The sequence below is a fragment of the Microbacterium sp. NPDC079176 genome, assembly GCF_040686675.1.
Lineage (GTDB): Bacteria > Actinomycetota > Actinomycetes > Actinomycetales > Microbacteriaceae > Microbacterium.
This window is the reverse complement of record NZ_JBFBLM010000004.1, coordinates 91,215-105,712: the sequence shown is the minus strand read 5'-3', so window position 1 is coordinate 105,712 and position 14,498 is coordinate 91,215. Positions and strand designations below refer to the sequence as shown.

The window sequence follows — 14,498 nt, the reverse complement described above, 5'->3', positions numbered from 1 at the left end:
ATCCGCCCCATCCTCGTCGCGTCGCTCGTGTCAGCTGACGCGCCGGCGCCGACCGGCGACGAGCGCACCGCCGACGACGAGCATCAGGGCCAGAGCGATCAGGGCCACGGGCACCTCCGCGCCGGTCGCAGCGAGGCCGGCGGCACCGTCACGGTCGTCACCGGAAGGCGCGCCGCCGGGCTGGCTCGAGACCGGGCCTTCGCCAGGAGTCTGCCCCGGGTTCTCCCCGGGCCCTTCGCCGGGCGTCTCTCCGGTCACTCCGGGAAGGGTGCCGACTCGCAGCGCCTCGGCGGCGAAACCGTCGGCGAACCACCAGACCGGACGCTCACCGTCGACCGACAGCGAGGCCGGGGCGGTCGCGAATCCCTCGTTGTTGATGTCGGGCATGCCGGCAGGGCGGGCGAAGTGCGCGATGCCGGGCTGTTCGGTGCCGTTCAGCGTGATCTGGGCCGACTGCCCCTGGCAGCCGTCGTCGCAGACCGCCCACAGCACGTCGAGCACGCTGTCGTAGTCGAGCGCCATGACGCCGGGCAGACCGGGTGCGATCTCCGACACCAGCGTGGCCCGGCCGTCGGCGCCGAGCGCGAACGCGTAGACGTGACCGTTGTCCTCGACCGCAACGAAGAACAGGCCGCCGCCGTGTCCGGCGTAGTCTGCCGAGTCGTACGGGGCCGCGGTGTTGACGTCGAAGAGTGCGCCGTCAAGAGCGCTGTCCGGCACCCACTGCACCGCCTCCATGCCGAGGTTCGCTCCCACGGCGGGGAGCGACGAGGTCAGATCCCACTCTTGCTCGGAGACGAGGTCGTCGGCGGAGGCTTCAGGGTCGACCTTCAGGATGGTGTTCTGGTTCACGCCCTTGGCGCTGTTGTCACGCTCGGAGGCGACGTAGACCGATCCCTCGCCGTCGACGGTGATGCCCTCGGTGTCGGGGCCTGCGGCGTTCGGGTCGCCGGCATCCTTCTGGAATCGCACGCGCTTGCCCGACTCCCACCCGGCGATCTGCGAGAACGAGCCGTCGGCGTGTGCCTCGAGCTTCCAGATGCGCCCCTCGCCGTTGTCCACGGCCCAGAGGAACGATCCGTCCGACGTCTCCTGCACGTCGAGACCCGAGCTGTCCTCGAGGAACGTCGGCGCGGTGTCGAGCACCCGGACGTCGGCCGAACCCGGCCATGGCGAGACGGGGATCGCGCCGGCGCAGATGTTCGCCGCACCCTTCGTGCTCTCCGCGGTCGCCGCGAAGGTGCCGGCGATGTCCGGGCAGCGCCCCCACGTGGTGGCCGCGTGCCCTGCGCCCCACGTGGTGGAGTCGATGAGCAGATCTCCGTCGAAGACGCGAACGGAGTCGCCGTCACCCAGACCGAAGCCGAGGTCCGTGCCCTCGATGACGAGGTATCCGCCCGCGGCGATGGTGGTCGCGGCCGGAATGACGTAGGAGTGGGTGTCGTCGTCGTCCTTCACGACGACGCCGGAGACGTCGAGGGCGGATGCGGTCGGGTTGACGAGTTCGATCCAGTCACCGGGCGATCCGCCGTCGGACTCGACCTCGTTGATCCGCACCGGGTTGCCGCACGCGTTGCGCTGGCCCTTGGTCGAGACCGCGATGTCGGCGAACTCTCCAGCTCCGTCCGCGCATCGCGCGAGGACGCCCGCCGCATGCGCCGCGTAGACGTGCTCGTCGACGATGTTGAGGTTCGCGTCGCGCAGCGTGACGGTGTCGCCGTTCCCCAGACCGAACACGAAGTCCTTCGGCTGGTCGAAGACGAGGTACGCGCCGGGTTCGAGCACGGTGCCCGCGGGCAGCGGCGTCGTCTCCGCCGCGTGGCCGACCGGGTCGCCGTCCATGACGGTCCAGCCGGAGAGGTCGACCGGTGTGCTGCCCGAGTTGACGACCTCGGCCCAGTCGGTCGCGTCGCCGTCGGACTCGATCTCGTTGATCACGACGTCCGGCATGACGCACGTGTTCGTCGCCCCCGGGGTCGCATATGCGAGCACGAAGGCGCCCTCTCCGTCGGGGCAGCGAGCGAGGGTCGCGGCGATGGCGTCGCCGTCGATGGCGGCATGGCCGCTCCATGCCTGCGTGTCGTCGACCAGCACGCCAGCCGTGTCGAACAGGCGGATGCGGTCGGCGCTGCCGATTCCGATCGGATCGCGGAAGGCCGTCTCGACGCCACCGACGAGACCGATGGTCCCCTCCTCGACGACGAGGAACTCGCCGGCGGCGATCTCCGTGTCCGGCAGGAACTGCCAGCGGTGGTCGTCGGAGTTGTCGCGGATCTCGTAGCCCGAGATGTCGAGAGGGGCATCGCCCGCGTTGTGGAACTCCACCCAGTCCGCCGGCTGCGAGTCGACCTCATTGATCGCGATGGTGCCGCCCAGAGGTTCGTCGGATGCGAAGACGTTCGCCGCGCCCTTCGTGGACTCGGACGTCTCCGCCCATTCGACGATGCCGTCGACCTCCCGCGCTCCCCAGGACACTGCAGCGTGAGCCGCCCACGATGTCTCGTCCACGAGCACGGCGCTCGGGTCGAACAGTCGCACCTGGTCTTCTTTGCCGAGGCCGAAGGCGAAGTCGCCCGCTCCGGCATCGGCCTGGTCGAGAACGAGATGCGCGCCGGGCTCGATCACCGATCCGTCCGGGAATGTGTACGCCTCATCTTCGCCGTCGTCCTTGACGACGAAACCGCTCAGGTCGACCGCGACGGCCGACGTGTTGACGAACTCGATCCAGTCGCCGGGTGCTCCCCCGCTCGACTCGACTTCGTTGATGCGGACACCGGGTTCGGCTCCGGTGGCGGCGAGCGGCACGGCGAGCAGGGCGGCAGCGCTGAGTGCGCAGACCGTCGTGACCGCAGCCGCAGAGTGCAGGCGGGACATAGGGCTCCTGAGGGAATCAGTCGGGTAGGACTCCACATCAGCGATCCCGCATGGCCGAACGACGGCGTGCAGGTGCACGGATGGTGAACGACCGGTGGCGGTTCGCCATCGGCCCGGGAGGCCGCGAACAGGCGGATGCTCAGCCGTCGATGCGAGAATCGGCCCGTGCGCACGATCCTCAACATCATCTGGCTGATCTTCGCCGGACTCGCTCTCTTCCTCGGCTACATGCTGGCCGGCATCCTGCTGTGCATTCCGATCGTGACGATCCCCTGGGCCATCGCCTCGTTCCGCATCGCCCGCTACGCGATCTGGCCGTTCGGGCGTGAGATCGTCAGCAAGCCGACCTCCGGAGTCGGCTCGTTCCTCGGCAACGTGCTCTGGGTCATCCTCGCCGGCTGGTGGTTGGCGATCGGACACATCGTCTCCGGCCTCGCGCTCTGCATCACGATCATCGGCATCCCGATGGGCATCGCCGACTTCAAGATGGTGCCCGTCTCGCTGATGCCTCTCGGCAAGGAGATCGTGTCGCGCCGCGGCGCCTTCGACCGCACGCTCTGACCGCGGACGCCGGCTCTAGAATTGCCGGGATGGATGCCGATCGCCTGATCGCCTGGGACGCAGAGCTGCGCCGGGCGCACACGAGACTCCGCGCCGCCCTCGAGGCCACGAGGGAGGCGGTGCAGGACGGTTCGGATGCTCCGGATGCCGCGCGCGAGCTCGCGCTGTTCTGCATCGGCTTCTGCTCGGCCCTCGATGGGCATCATCTGAGCGAGGACCGCGCCCTGTTCCCCGCGCTGCGCGACCAGCACCCGGAACTCGGCGACGTGATCGCCAAGCTGATGCAGGATCACTCGATGCTGGCCCACCTGCTCGGAGGACTCCGCACGGCCGTCGAGAGCGGAGAGGGCAGCGAGACGCTGAAGCGCCACCTCGACGGCATCGGCGCGATCATGGAGTCGCACTTCCGCTTCGAGGAGCGCGAGATCCTCGAGCCGCTGCGAGCGCTCCACCTCGATCGCCCCGTTCCGGACGTGCTCGGCCCGTTCTGATCGAGGTCAGCCGCGAAAGAAGCCGACCCCGAGGTCGGGGTGATCGACGAAGACCCCGTCGACTCCCGTGCGAGCGATGACGCCCCATTCGGCCTCGTAGTCCCCGTAGGCGCTCTTGCCTCCGTGGCCGCGGAACTCCGCCGAGAGGAAGGCGTTCTCCGGCCGACAGGTCCATGTGAAGACCGCGAGTCCGCGCGCGTGCGCATCGGGGACGATCGAGTTGCCTGCGGCGAGCAGCATGCGCTTGTCGACGCTGATTCCGTCGACCCGGCCGAAGAGCGCATCGAGTCCCTGCGGGGTGACGGTGGCCGCATACGTGGGCGCCTGCGTGCCCTGAGCGACGACCAGATCGTACGCGCGTCCCGACGCCTCGATCAGATAGACGTACGACGCCGCGATGCCTCGGGCCCTCAGCTGTCCGAGGATCGTCGACTCGAAGGACTCCACGATCAGCGGCAGCTCGCCCTCGGCCCACCCCGCCGCACGCAGGTCGCGTTCGATCAGCGGCGCGAGGTCGAGGCCGATGCTCGCGAAGTATGTGGCGTGCTTGACCTCGAGCACCACGCCGATCTCGCGTCCGTACTCGACCGAGCCGGCCCGGACGATGTCGAGCACGTCGGTCAACCGCAGGATCGTCTGCGAACCGTCGAAGCTCGCGCTCGACACGCGCACCTTCGGAAGGCGCTCCCGGCTGCGCAACGTCGTGAGCTCATCCCAGGTGAAGTCCTCGGTGAACCAGCCGGTGAGGGCCTCGCCGTCGACGCGCTTGGTCGTCTTCCGGTCGGCGAACTCCCGGTGCTCGGCCACATCCGTGGTGCCGGAGATCTCGTTCTCGTGCCGCACGATGAGCACGCCGTCCTTCGTGGCGACGACGTCGGGTTCGACCGCATCGACTCCCATCGCGAGGGCGAGCTCGTATGACGAGCGACTGTGTTCCGGACGATAGCCGGGCGCACCGCGATGCCCGATCACGAGAGGCGATTTCCTGGGCACGCTCTCAGCGTAGAACACCCTGATGACCTGCCCTTCCGGGTATCGTGGAGGAAAGCGACCTACAACCCACTTTGGAGTGAGGCCCACATGAGCAACTTCGCCTTCAACAACCCGGCGTTCCAGCAGCAGGATCCGCGCAACGTCGCGACCTACCCGGGTGCCCCGCAGGGAGCGCAGGGGGCGCAAGCCGCGTCGTTCCAGCACGGCACCATGGACGCCGCGGCGAACGCACAGCTGGAGGGCATGTACGCGGCTCCCCCGGCCGGAGCGATCGAGACCGACCGCATGTCCGTCGAGGACACCGTCTGGAAGACCGCCGGACTCTTCGCCATCCTGCTCGTCACCGCCGCCGTCGGCTGGTTCCTGACTCTGGGCGGCGTCGCCGCTCCCGAGCTGAACCCTTACAACCGCTTCGAGCCGAACCTCATGCCGTGGATCGTCGGCGCGCTCGGCGGCTTCGTGCTCGCGATGGTCATCACGTTCACCTCGCGCAAGAAGGTCCGCCCCGCGCTGATCTTCGCCTACGCCGCATTCGAGGGCCTCTTCATCGGCGGCATCTCGGCGTTCTTCGAGGTCCTGTGGCCCGGCATCGTCATGCAGGCGACCCTGGCCACGGTCTCGGTCGTCGGCGTGACCCTCGCTCTCTTCGCCAGCGGCAAGGTCCGCGCGTCGAAGAAGGCCACCAAGATCTTCATGATCGCCATGGTCGGCTACCTCGTGTTCTCGCTGCTGAACCTCGTGCTCATGTGGACCGGCGTCCTCCCCCAGGGACAGGCGTTCGGCCTCTACAGCGCTGAGATCTTCGGCATCCCGCTCGGTCTGATCATCGGCGTCCTGGTCGTCATCATGGCGGCCTACTCGCTGGTCCTCGACTTCGACCAGATCCAGCAGGGCGTGCGCAACGGCGCTCCCCGCAAGTACGGCTGGCTCGGCGCCTTCGGCATCATGGTCACGGTCGTCTGGCTCTACGTCGAGATCCTGCGCATCATCGCGATCGTCCGCGGCAACAACTGACCGCGAACCGCCTCACTCAGAGGCCCGTCCCTTCGGGGGCGGGCCTCTTGGCATATCCGAGGCCTCCAGCGCAAGGGGTTGGCTGATAATCAGCTGAGAGGGCACAGTGGATCACACGAGCCCTGGCACCCCAGGGCTCACGAAACAAAGGAGCTGAACATGAGCTTTCTCGGATTCCTTCTTCTCGGCCTCATCGCCGGAGCCATCGCGAAGCTGATCCTTCCCGGCAAGCAGGGTGGCGGATGGTTCATCACCCTCCTGCTCGGCGTCGTCGGCGCCCTCCTCGGCGGCTGGCTCGGAAGCCTGATCCTGAACCGTCCTCTCACGGAGTTCTGGGACCTGGGCACGTGGCTCCTCGCCATCGGCGGCTCGATCATCGTGCTGCTGATCTACGGCCTGATCGTCAACCGCGGCAGCAAGGCCCGCAGCTGACCTCATAGCAACACAGGAAACCGCCCTCTTCCCCAGCGACGCTGGTGAAGAGGGCGGTTTCTCTGTGTGCCGTCTGCGCTCAGCGCGCGTCGGCCTTGGCCTGCAGCAGCGCCCGCTCCCTGTCATTGCCTGCGAGCGCTGCGGCGACGGCGAACTCGCTGCGCGCCTCCTCCGCGCGACCGAGTCGCAGCAGCAGTTCCCCCCGCGTCGCGGGCAGCAGGTGGTAACCGGCCAGCGCACCCGAGGCGCCGAGCCGGTCGATGATCTGCAGAGCGGATGCCGGGCCCGTCGCCATCGCGACGGCAGCCGCCCGGTTGAGCTCCACGACCGGCGAGGGAGCGATCCGACCGAGCGCCTCGTACAGGAGCACGATCCGCTCCCAGTCGGTGTCGTCGACGGAGGCGGCTGTCGCATGGCATTCCGCGATCCCCGCCTGAAGGCCGTAGGGGCCTCGACCCGAGCCGAGTGCGTCAGCGGCCGCAAGCGCAGCACGTCCCCGCGCGATGCGGCTGCGATCCCAGCGACGACGGTCCTGGTCGGACAGGAGCACCGGTTCGCCGTGGGCATCGATCCGGGCGGGGAACCGCGCGGCGGTGAGCTCCATCAGGGCCAGCAGGCTGTGCACGTCGCGCTCGCGCGGCATCAGCGCGGCCAGCACCCGCGTGAGTCTGATCGCCTCGAGACTCAGCTCGGGGCGCATCCAGTCGGGACCGCTGCTCGCGGCGTGCCCCTCGTTGAAGATCAGGTAGAGCACGCCCAGGATCGCTCCCAGGCGCTCTGCGTGCTCCTCCCGTGGTGGCATCTCGAACGGGACCTGCGCCGCACCGAGAGTCTTCTTGGCCCGCACGATGCGCTGCTGCACAGTCGCCGTCGGCACGAGGAACGCCCGGGCGATCTCCTCGCTCGACAGGCCGCCCACCACGCGGAGGGTGAGCGCCACCTGCGCCTCGCGCGAGAGTACCGGGTGGCACGAGATGAAGATCAGCCGCAGCACGTCGTCGTCGACCGCATCCGGGTCCCAGGGCGGCGCATCTGCGGCATCCGCCTGCTCTCGCTCGAGGTCGTGGGCGAGCACGGCCATCCGGTCGTCGAGACGTTCGCGGCGCCGCCAGCCGTCGATCGCCTTGCGCTTCGCGACCGCCGTGAGCCAGGCGGCGCCGTTGCGCGGCACGCCCTCGACCGGCCACTGCCGCAGGGCATCGAGCAGCGCCTCCTGCGCGAGGTCCTCGGCGAGGCCGAAGTCGCCGACCACACGCGTCAGGGTCGCGACGATCTTCGCCGACTCGATGCGCCACACGGCGGCGACGGCCCGCCGCACACCCTCGTCGGGTGTGTGGCGGACCGTCTCGCGGTGTGCGGAGTCGGTCATCTCACTGCTGGGCGCGACGCGCCTCTTCCTCTTCGCGCCAGCCCTTCTCCTTCTCGATCCACTCGTTGTCGGCCGGGAAGTCGGACTCGTCGGTCACACGCCGCACCTCGAGGAACGACCCCTTGCCGAGGGGAGCCCTGCTCGCCCACTCCGCCGCCTCTTCACGACTGGAGACCTCGAGGATCCAGAAGCCGTTGAACAGCTCCTTCGTCTCTCCGTAGGGGCCGTCGGTGATGAGAGGCTTCTCGGCGCTGAAGTCGACGACGAATCCCTCCGCCGCGTCGCTGAGGCCCTCGCCCGCAGCCAGCACGCCGGCCTTGATCATCGACTCGTTGTACTTGCCCATCGCCTCGATGACCTGCTCGAACGGCATCTCCTTGTACGCCTCGACCGCTTCGTCGTTCGAGCGCATGATCAGCATGTACTTCATGGTGTTCTCCTCGGTGGTGGGGCCGCCTGTCGACCCTCTCATTGAAGACGTCGAACGAAGGTGCCGCAGATCGACATCTCCGCGAAAAAACTCTGGGATTCTCCGGTGGCCGTTCAGTCGAGCTCGTCGACCGCAGCCCGGATCGCGTCGGCCGAGGCCCGCAGCAGTGCGAGTTCGTGCTCGCTCATGGGCGTCTCGGCCAACGGCACGGCCCCGGCAGCGCCCACCACCGAGGGCACCGACAGCGCGACACCGCGAAGCCCGTATTCGCCGTCGAGCACCGTCGCGACCGGAAGCACCGCCCGCTCGTCGTGCAGCACTGCCTCGGCGATGCGGGCGCAGCTGACGCCGATCGCGAGATTCGTGGCTCCCTTGCCGCGGATGACGGCATAGGCCGCATCGCGCACCTCGACGGCGATGCGGTCGAGCTCGTCGACGGTGAACGGCTCATCGGCGGGCCAGTCGAGAATCGGCACCGAGCCGATGGTCGCGTTCGACCAGAGCGGGAACTCCGTGTCGCCGTGCTCGCCCACGATGTCGGCGTGCACGCTCGCGGTGCTCACATTCGCGCGATGCGCGAGCCGCCAGCGCAGACGCGACGTGTCGAGCACGGTTCCGGATCCGAAGACGCGATGCGGCGGCAGGCCCGAGACACGCTGGGCGACGACCGTCATCACATCGGCCGGATTCGTGACGATGATGAAGACGGCGTTCGGCGCGCGCTCGACGAGCTGGGGCATGAGCTTCTCGAGCAGACGAGCGTTGATGCCCGAGAGCTCCATGCGGGTCTGTCCCGGCTGCTGCTTCGCTCCGGCGGTGACGACGATCACGTCGCTGCCCTCGACGACGGCGAGGTCGGAGCCGCCGCTCACGGCCGCGGAGGTGAACTGCGTCCCGTGCGCGAGATCGAGCACCTCGGCATCCACCTTGTCGGTGGCGATGTCGTAGAGCGCCACCTCGGCCGCACTCCCCCGGATCAGCGCCGCATACGCGACGCTGACGCCCACACTGCCTGCACCGATCACCGTGATCTTCGTCCGCGCCTTGGTCATACGCTCATCCTGCCCGAAATAACGCGAACGGGCACGGACCGTGATGGTCCGTGCCCGTTCGAGATCAGGTGAGCGAGACGCTCACTCCCATTCGATGGTCCCCGGCGGCTTCGACGTCACGTCGAGCACGACGCGGTTGACGTCGCGCACGCCGTTGGTGATCCGGTTGGAGATCTTGGCCAGCACGTCATAGGGCAGGCGTGTCCAGTCGGCGGTCATGGCGTCTTCACTCGACACCGGACGCAGCACGATCGGGTGGCCGTAGGTGCGTCCGTCGCCCTGCACGCCGACCGAGCGGACGTCGGCGAGGAGAACGACCGGGCACTGCCAGATGTCCTGGTCGAGTCCGGCCTTGGTGAGCTCCTCGCGAGCGATGGCATCGGCCTCGCGGAGAATCTCGAGGCGGTCCTGCGTGACCTCGCCGATGATTCGGATTCCGAGGCCGGGGCCGGGGAACGGCTGGCGCCCGACGATGGCCTCGGGGATGCCGAGCTCGCGGCCGATCGCACGGACCTCGTCCTTGAACAGCGCGCGCAGCGGCTCGATGAGCTCGAAATCGAGGTCATCCGGCAGTCCGCCGACGTTGTGATGCGACTTGATGTTCGCGGTGCCTGCACCGCCGCCCGACTCGACGACGTCGGGGTAGAGCGTGCCCTGCACGAGGAACTTGACCGGGGCGCCGCCCGAGGCCTTCGCCTCGGCGACGAGGTCGAGCTGCACCTTCTCGAAAGCGCGGATGAATTCGCGCCCGATGATCTTGCGCTTCTCCTCGGGGTCGGTGACGCCCTTGAGATGACCGAGGAAGACATCTGCCGCGTCGACCGTGATCAGACGCACGCCGGTCGACTCGACGTAGTCCTTCTCGACCTGCTCGCGCTCGCCCTTGCGGAGAAGGCCGTGGTCGACGAACACCGCGGTCAGCTGGTCGCCGATCGCCTTGTGCACGAGCGCGGTCGAGACCGCCGAGTCGACACCGCCGGAGAGGGCGGAGATGACGCGGGCGTCACCGACCTGCTCGCGGATGCGCTCGACCTGCTCGGCGATCACGTTGTCGCTGTTCCAGTCGGAGGCGAGCCCGGCTCCCTTGTGCAGGAAGTTCTCGAGCACCTGCTGTCCGTGGTCGGAGTGCTTGACCTCGGGATGCCACTGCACACCGTAGAAGCCGCGCTCCTCGTTCGCGAACGCCGCGACCTTCGTCGCGTCGGTCGTGGCGAGCACGTCGAACCCCTCGGGCGCCTTGGCGACCTGGTCGCCGTGGCTCATCCAGACGTTCTGCGCTGCCGGCTGGCCGCCGAGCAGCGTGCCGCCGTCGCCGGAGATGACGGCATCCGTCGCGCCGTACTCGCGAAGCCCGGTGTTCGCGACCTCGCCGCCGAGCGTCTGCGCCATGTACTGGAAGCCGTAGCAGATGCCCAGCGTGGGCACTCCGAGGTCGAACACGGCCGGGTCGAGGCGCGGGGCGCCCTCTTCGTAGACCGACGACGGACCACCCGAGAGGATGATGGCGACGGGGTTCTTCTCGGCGATCTCGGCGGCCGTGGCGGTGTGCGGCACGATCTCGCTGTAGACACCCGCCTCACGCACTCGGCGGGCGATCAGCTGCGCGTACTGCGCGCCGAAGTCGACGACGAGCGCGGGGCGCTGCTGGGTCTCGGACTGTTCGGTCACCGGACACCTTCCGTGGCAGGGGCGGGGGCCGCGGCGGCCTCCCGGGAAGCGAGGTAGGCCTTGACGTCGCGGGCGACGATGGCCTCCATGAAGAACGACAGCAGCGGGATGACGCCGCCGAGCGCGAGCAGGATGAAGCGCAGGAACGGCCAGCGCATCAGGCTCCACATCCGGAAGCACGCGAAGAGGTAGACGACGTAGAACCAGCCGTGCGCGACGAGGATCGAGAGCGAGATGTTGAGTCCGTCGCCGGTCGATTCGAGGCCCTCGGGTCCCTCGACCACGGGTGCGAACCACAGCAGACCGCCGGATCCCCCTGCGAAGAGCTCGAGTCGGATCGGCGTGTACTTCAGCACCATCTCGGCGACCAGCAGGAGCAGCATGACTCCGGTGATGATCGACGCGATCTGGTAGAACTTCAGCGCACCACGGATCGCCGGAAAGCTGGCGACTTTCGGTTCGGGCATGGCTCCAGTCTAGCCGGGGAGAGTCCGCGTCGATTCCGAGTCAGGGCGCGGGCGGGCGGGCGACGAGAAGCTCGCCCGCGCCCGTCGCCTCGAGCACCCCGGCCGCGTCCGGCACGAGCAGCGAGGAACCGATGCGGAGTCTCCGTCCGTCGATCTCGATGTCACCGCCGCTCACGATCACGATCGAGAAGCCGCGACCGACGACGGTCGAGCCGTCGACGGGGATCCGCTCGAGTCGGAAGTACTCGTCCGCGGCGGCTGGAAAGACGGAACCGGAATCGGGGGCGGTTCCGATCAGCGCATCCAGGTCGGCCGCCGAACGCCCACGGGTGTTCACCGCGGCGAGCGCCAGCTCGAAGCCGAGGCCGAGATGCCCGGCCTCCGCACCGTCGATCGCGAAGCCGTCCCACTCGAGAAGGATCGACAGATCTTCGGGCTGCTGGAGTTCGAGCAGCAGGATTCCGGCGCCGATCGCGTGCAGTTCGCCCGGCGGCACCCAGACGACGTCGCCCGCAGCGACCTCCACCTCGTGCAGCAGACCGAGCAGTGCGTCCACGTCCTGCCGATCCACGAGGTCGGCGAGCGCCGCGGCATCGACGTCCTCCCGAAGTCCCACATGCACCGTGCCGCCCTGGAGCATGTACCACGCCTCTGCCTTGCCGTGTGCTCGACCGAGATGCGTCGCTGCGAAGTCGTCGTGCGGGTGCGCATGCACCGGCAGTCGCTGCCCCGCGTCCAACAGCTTCACGAGCAGTCGTGTGTCCGCACCCCACCGTGCGACGTGGGCATCGCCCAGCCAGGCCGTCGGATCGTGCTCGATCACGTCACGCAGCACGCGGCCGTCCGGGAGCGTGGTGAGCCCGAGCAGGGGCTCGCCGTTCACCGTGGTCGTCGAGCCGATCCAGTCCTCCGGCTCGCGGGGAGCGTCACTGGCTTCGCCGCGGAAGGCGCTGATGCGCGCACCGCCGCGGTAGAAGCGCGCGGCGGGCCGGTTGGACGACAGCAGGATCGGGTTCACACGTTCTCCTTCGATCGCACGGCTCCGGCGAGGAAGCCGCCGACGAACGTGTCGCCGAGTCCGACGGTCGTCGGTGTGGCGACGTCGAGCGAGAATGCGGCGACCCCGACGGAACCGGGCAGACCGGCCTCGACAGCGGCGACGAGCGCCTCCCCTCCCCCGTGGCGGGGCATCGCATCGGTGTCGTCGACGTCCGCGGCGGTCAGGCCGTCACCCACGCGGTAGCGGGTGGCGGCGACGCGGACGGCGGAGTCGAGGGCGGCACCGTGCCGAGCGGCATCCGGTCCGATGGCGATCGCCCAGTAGCGGGTGTGCACGACGAGTGCCCGCGCGGGGATGATCGCGTGCACCGCGCGGAGGGCGCGGATGACGTCGTCGGTGTCGAGGAGGTTCACCGCGCGTCCGAGGTACTCCTGCAGCTCATCCTCGTTCATGCCGTAGACATGGATCTGCGGCAGCAGATGGCGGCGCACGGTGTCGGCGAAATCGCGCGTGTAGAAGCCCGCGTCCTCGTAGTAGACGAGCGCGTCGTCGGGGAGGCTGCGCATCGCGCCCTGCACCTCGGCGAGCCGGAGCTCCAGCAGGTCGTGATCCTGCATCGTGTTGAATCCCGAGACGAGGAAGACGCCCGCGTCCGACAGCGTCGTCGGCAGATCGGTGGCGAGCAGCATCCTCCGGTTCGGCGGATCGTTCGCGAAGATCAGCCGATTGGGCGCGGGCGACAGGACGTCGCCGTCCGTGAGGCGCACGTGCGCGCCGACCGGATACTGCACGATCAGATGCGGGTCGAGGGTGTCCTCGGTCGCCGAGCAGATGTACGAGATCGTGTCCGGCAGCAGACGACGGACGTTGTCGTCGATGCTGACGAGGTGCTGCACGCTCGGCATGCCGAGGGCGTCGAGCACGAGCCCCGCTCGCACACCGGTGCCCCCGAGCGTGATCGCGTGCTCGAAGTGCGACACGAAGTCCTCGATCACCTCGGACGAGGCGACGAAACGCTCCGCCCCGGTCCCCGAGGCGACGAACGCGAGCACCGCCACCAGCAACGACCGTTCGTCGGTGATCGGCGCCGTGGTGGTGAGCTCGTGCCGCCGCACTCCGTGCGCGTGCGCCAGCCTGTCGAACACCGACGAATCCCACTTCAGCTCGTAGTCGACGGTGCCGCCGAGTCCGAGTACGAGAGTTCTGCCCACGTCGCCGATCATCCTTCCGAGATCCGGGGTTCAGTACAGCGACGCCTTGCCGTCCGCACCGAACAGCTCGATCTTCTCAGCAGCGGTGGCTTTCATGGCCTCGAGCGCCGCCGGCTGGATCGCGTTCGGCTCGCGCAGACGCTGATCGGTGCCGAGGATCTCGCGCATGCGGTTGTGGTACGAGACCTTGATGTCGCTCGAGATGTTGATCTTGTTCACACCCAGCTCGACGGCGCGGCGGAGTTCCGCATCCGGGTTCGAGGATCCGCCGTGCAGCACGAGCGGGATGCCGACCGCGGCCTTGATCTGCTCGAGCAGGTCGTGACGCAGCTCGGGGTTCTTGTCGCTCGGGTACAGGCCGTGCGACGTGCCGATCGCGATGGCGAGACTGTCGACGCCGGTCTCCTCGACGAAGCGCACCGCGTCTTCCGGGTTCGTGTAGATGATCTCGGCCGCTCCCGACTCGCCGTAGCTGTCGTTGGCGCCGATCGTGCCGAGTTCGCCCTCGACCTGGATGCCGACGGCATGCGCCGCATCGACCACCTTGCGCGTGAGCGCGACGTTCTCGTCGAACGGCAGCAGCGATGCGTCGATCATGACCGAGGTGAAGCCGGCCTTGATGGCCGAGATGATCTCCTCGTAGCTTCCGCCGTGGTCCCAGTGGATCGCGACGGGAACGCTCGACCGGTGGGCGCGGGCGTGCATCGCGGGGATGAGGTCGGTGGTGATGTGCGACACCTCGTCGGGGTGGATCGCGATGATGACCGGAGCGGCCTTCTCCTCGCTGATGTCCATGATCCCGTTGAACATCGCCCAGTCGCTGATGTTGAACGCCGGGATGGCGAAGTTATTGGCATTGGCGACATCGAGGATGGATTTGCCGGTGTAGAGCACGTGATTTCTCCTGTTTCGTGGTGGTCGTGGATCCGTCGGGAC

General features: G+C 68.4%; 14 protein-coding genes. 4 read left to right on the top strand and 10 right to left on the bottom strand.

Features of this window, described 5'->3' with window-relative positions; genetic code table 11:
- Positions 1-30 precede the first annotated feature (30 nt).
- Entirely contained in the window at positions 31-2,874 is a 2,844-nt protein-coding gene (locus AB0P11_RS10980; protein WP_363521934.1) for a lamin tail domain-containing protein, read from the bottom strand.
- Positions 2,875-3,039: 165 nt separating this feature from the next.
- Between AB0P11_RS10980 and AB0P11_RS10975 the strand changes: the two genes are divergently transcribed.
- Together AB0P11_RS10975 and AB0P11_RS10970 are read left to right on the top strand one after the other, a co-directional pair.
- Entirely contained in the window at positions 3,040-3,435 is a 396-nt protein-coding gene (locus AB0P11_RS10975) for a YccF domain-containing protein (RefSeq protein WP_187250071.1), read from the top strand.
- A gap of 29 nt (positions 3,436-3,464) precedes the next feature.
- Positions 3,465-3,926: a hemerythrin domain-containing protein gene (locus AB0P11_RS10970; RefSeq protein ID WP_187250070.1), complete on the top strand. Its 462-nt coding sequence runs from the start codon at positions 3,465-3,467 to the stop codon at positions 3,924-3,926.
- A gap of 6 nt (positions 3,927-3,932) precedes the next feature.
- On the opposite strand, the gene AB0P11_RS10965 is transcribed toward AB0P11_RS10970, so the two are convergent.
- Positions 3,933-4,919 (bottom strand): glycerophosphodiester phosphodiesterase family protein, encoded by a 987-nt coding sequence (locus AB0P11_RS10965; protein WP_363521930.1) that lies wholly within the window; start codon positions 4,917-4,919, stop codon positions 3,933-3,935.
- Between the two features lie 87 nt (positions 4,920-5,006).
- On the opposite strand from AB0P11_RS10965, the gene AB0P11_RS10960 reads away from it, so the two are divergent.
- A complete protein-coding gene (locus tag AB0P11_RS10960) occupies positions 5,007-5,933 on the top strand; it encodes a Bax inhibitor-1/YccA family protein (protein ID WP_056277311.1) in 927 nt (308 codons plus the stop codon).
- A 159-nt stretch (positions 5,934-6,092) separates the two neighbouring features.
- Positions 6,093-6,365: a GlsB/YeaQ/YmgE family stress response membrane protein gene (locus tag AB0P11_RS10955; RefSeq protein ID WP_053098987.1), complete on the top strand. Its 273-nt coding sequence runs from the start codon at positions 6,093-6,095 to the stop codon at positions 6,363-6,365.
- A gap of 79 nt (positions 6,366-6,444) precedes the next feature.
- Here AB0P11_RS10955 and AB0P11_RS10950 read toward each other — a convergent pair whose 3' ends face one another.
- The 8 genes from AB0P11_RS10950 to AB0P11_RS10915 form a co-directional block, all read right to left on the bottom strand.
- Positions 6,445-7,734, bottom strand: coding sequence for an RNA polymerase sigma factor (locus tag AB0P11_RS10950; RefSeq protein ID WP_363521926.1), 1,290 nt, complete (start codon positions 7,732-7,734; stop codon positions 6,445-6,447).
- 1 nt (position 7,735) lies between these two features.
- Positions 7,736-8,164 (bottom strand): YciI family protein, encoded by a 429-nt coding sequence (locus AB0P11_RS10945; protein ID WP_053098985.1) that lies wholly within the window; start codon positions 8,162-8,164, stop codon positions 7,736-7,738.
- Positions 8,165-8,277: 113 nt separating this feature from the next.
- A complete protein-coding gene (locus tag AB0P11_RS10940) occupies positions 8,278-9,216 on the bottom strand; it encodes an L-lactate dehydrogenase (RefSeq protein WP_053098984.1) in 939 nt (312 codons plus the stop codon).
- Positions 9,217-9,297: 81 nt separating this feature from the next.
- The gene (guaA, locus tag AB0P11_RS10935) at positions 9,298-10,884 is read right to left on the bottom strand and encodes a glutamine-hydrolyzing GMP synthase (RefSeq protein WP_072590861.1); all 1,587 of its coding nucleotides are present in this window, start codon (positions 10,882-10,884) and stop codon (positions 9,298-9,300) included.
- Entirely contained in the window at positions 10,881-11,351 is a 471-nt protein-coding gene (locus AB0P11_RS10930) for a DUF3817 domain-containing protein (protein WP_053098982.1), read from the bottom strand. The genes guaA and AB0P11_RS10930 overlap by 4 nt, the downstream gene beginning before the upstream one ends.
- 40 nt (positions 11,352-11,391) lie before the next feature.
- Entirely contained in the window at positions 11,392-12,369 is a 978-nt protein-coding gene (locus AB0P11_RS10925; RefSeq protein ID WP_363521921.1) for a carbohydrate kinase, read from the bottom strand.
- Positions 12,366-13,562, bottom strand: a complete 1,197-nt coding sequence (locus AB0P11_RS10920) for an ADP-dependent glucokinase/phosphofructokinase (RefSeq protein WP_363521918.1) — start codon at positions 13,560-13,562, stop codon at positions 12,366-12,368. The genes AB0P11_RS10925 and AB0P11_RS10920 overlap by 4 nt, the downstream gene beginning before the upstream one ends.
- A 30-nt stretch (positions 13,563-13,592) precedes the next feature.
- Complete coding sequence (locus AB0P11_RS10915) at positions 13,593-14,456, bottom strand: ketose-bisphosphate aldolase (protein ID WP_053098979.1); 864 nt, start codon at positions 14,454-14,456, stop codon at positions 13,593-13,595.
- Between the last annotated feature and the right edge of the window lie 42 nt (positions 14,457-14,498).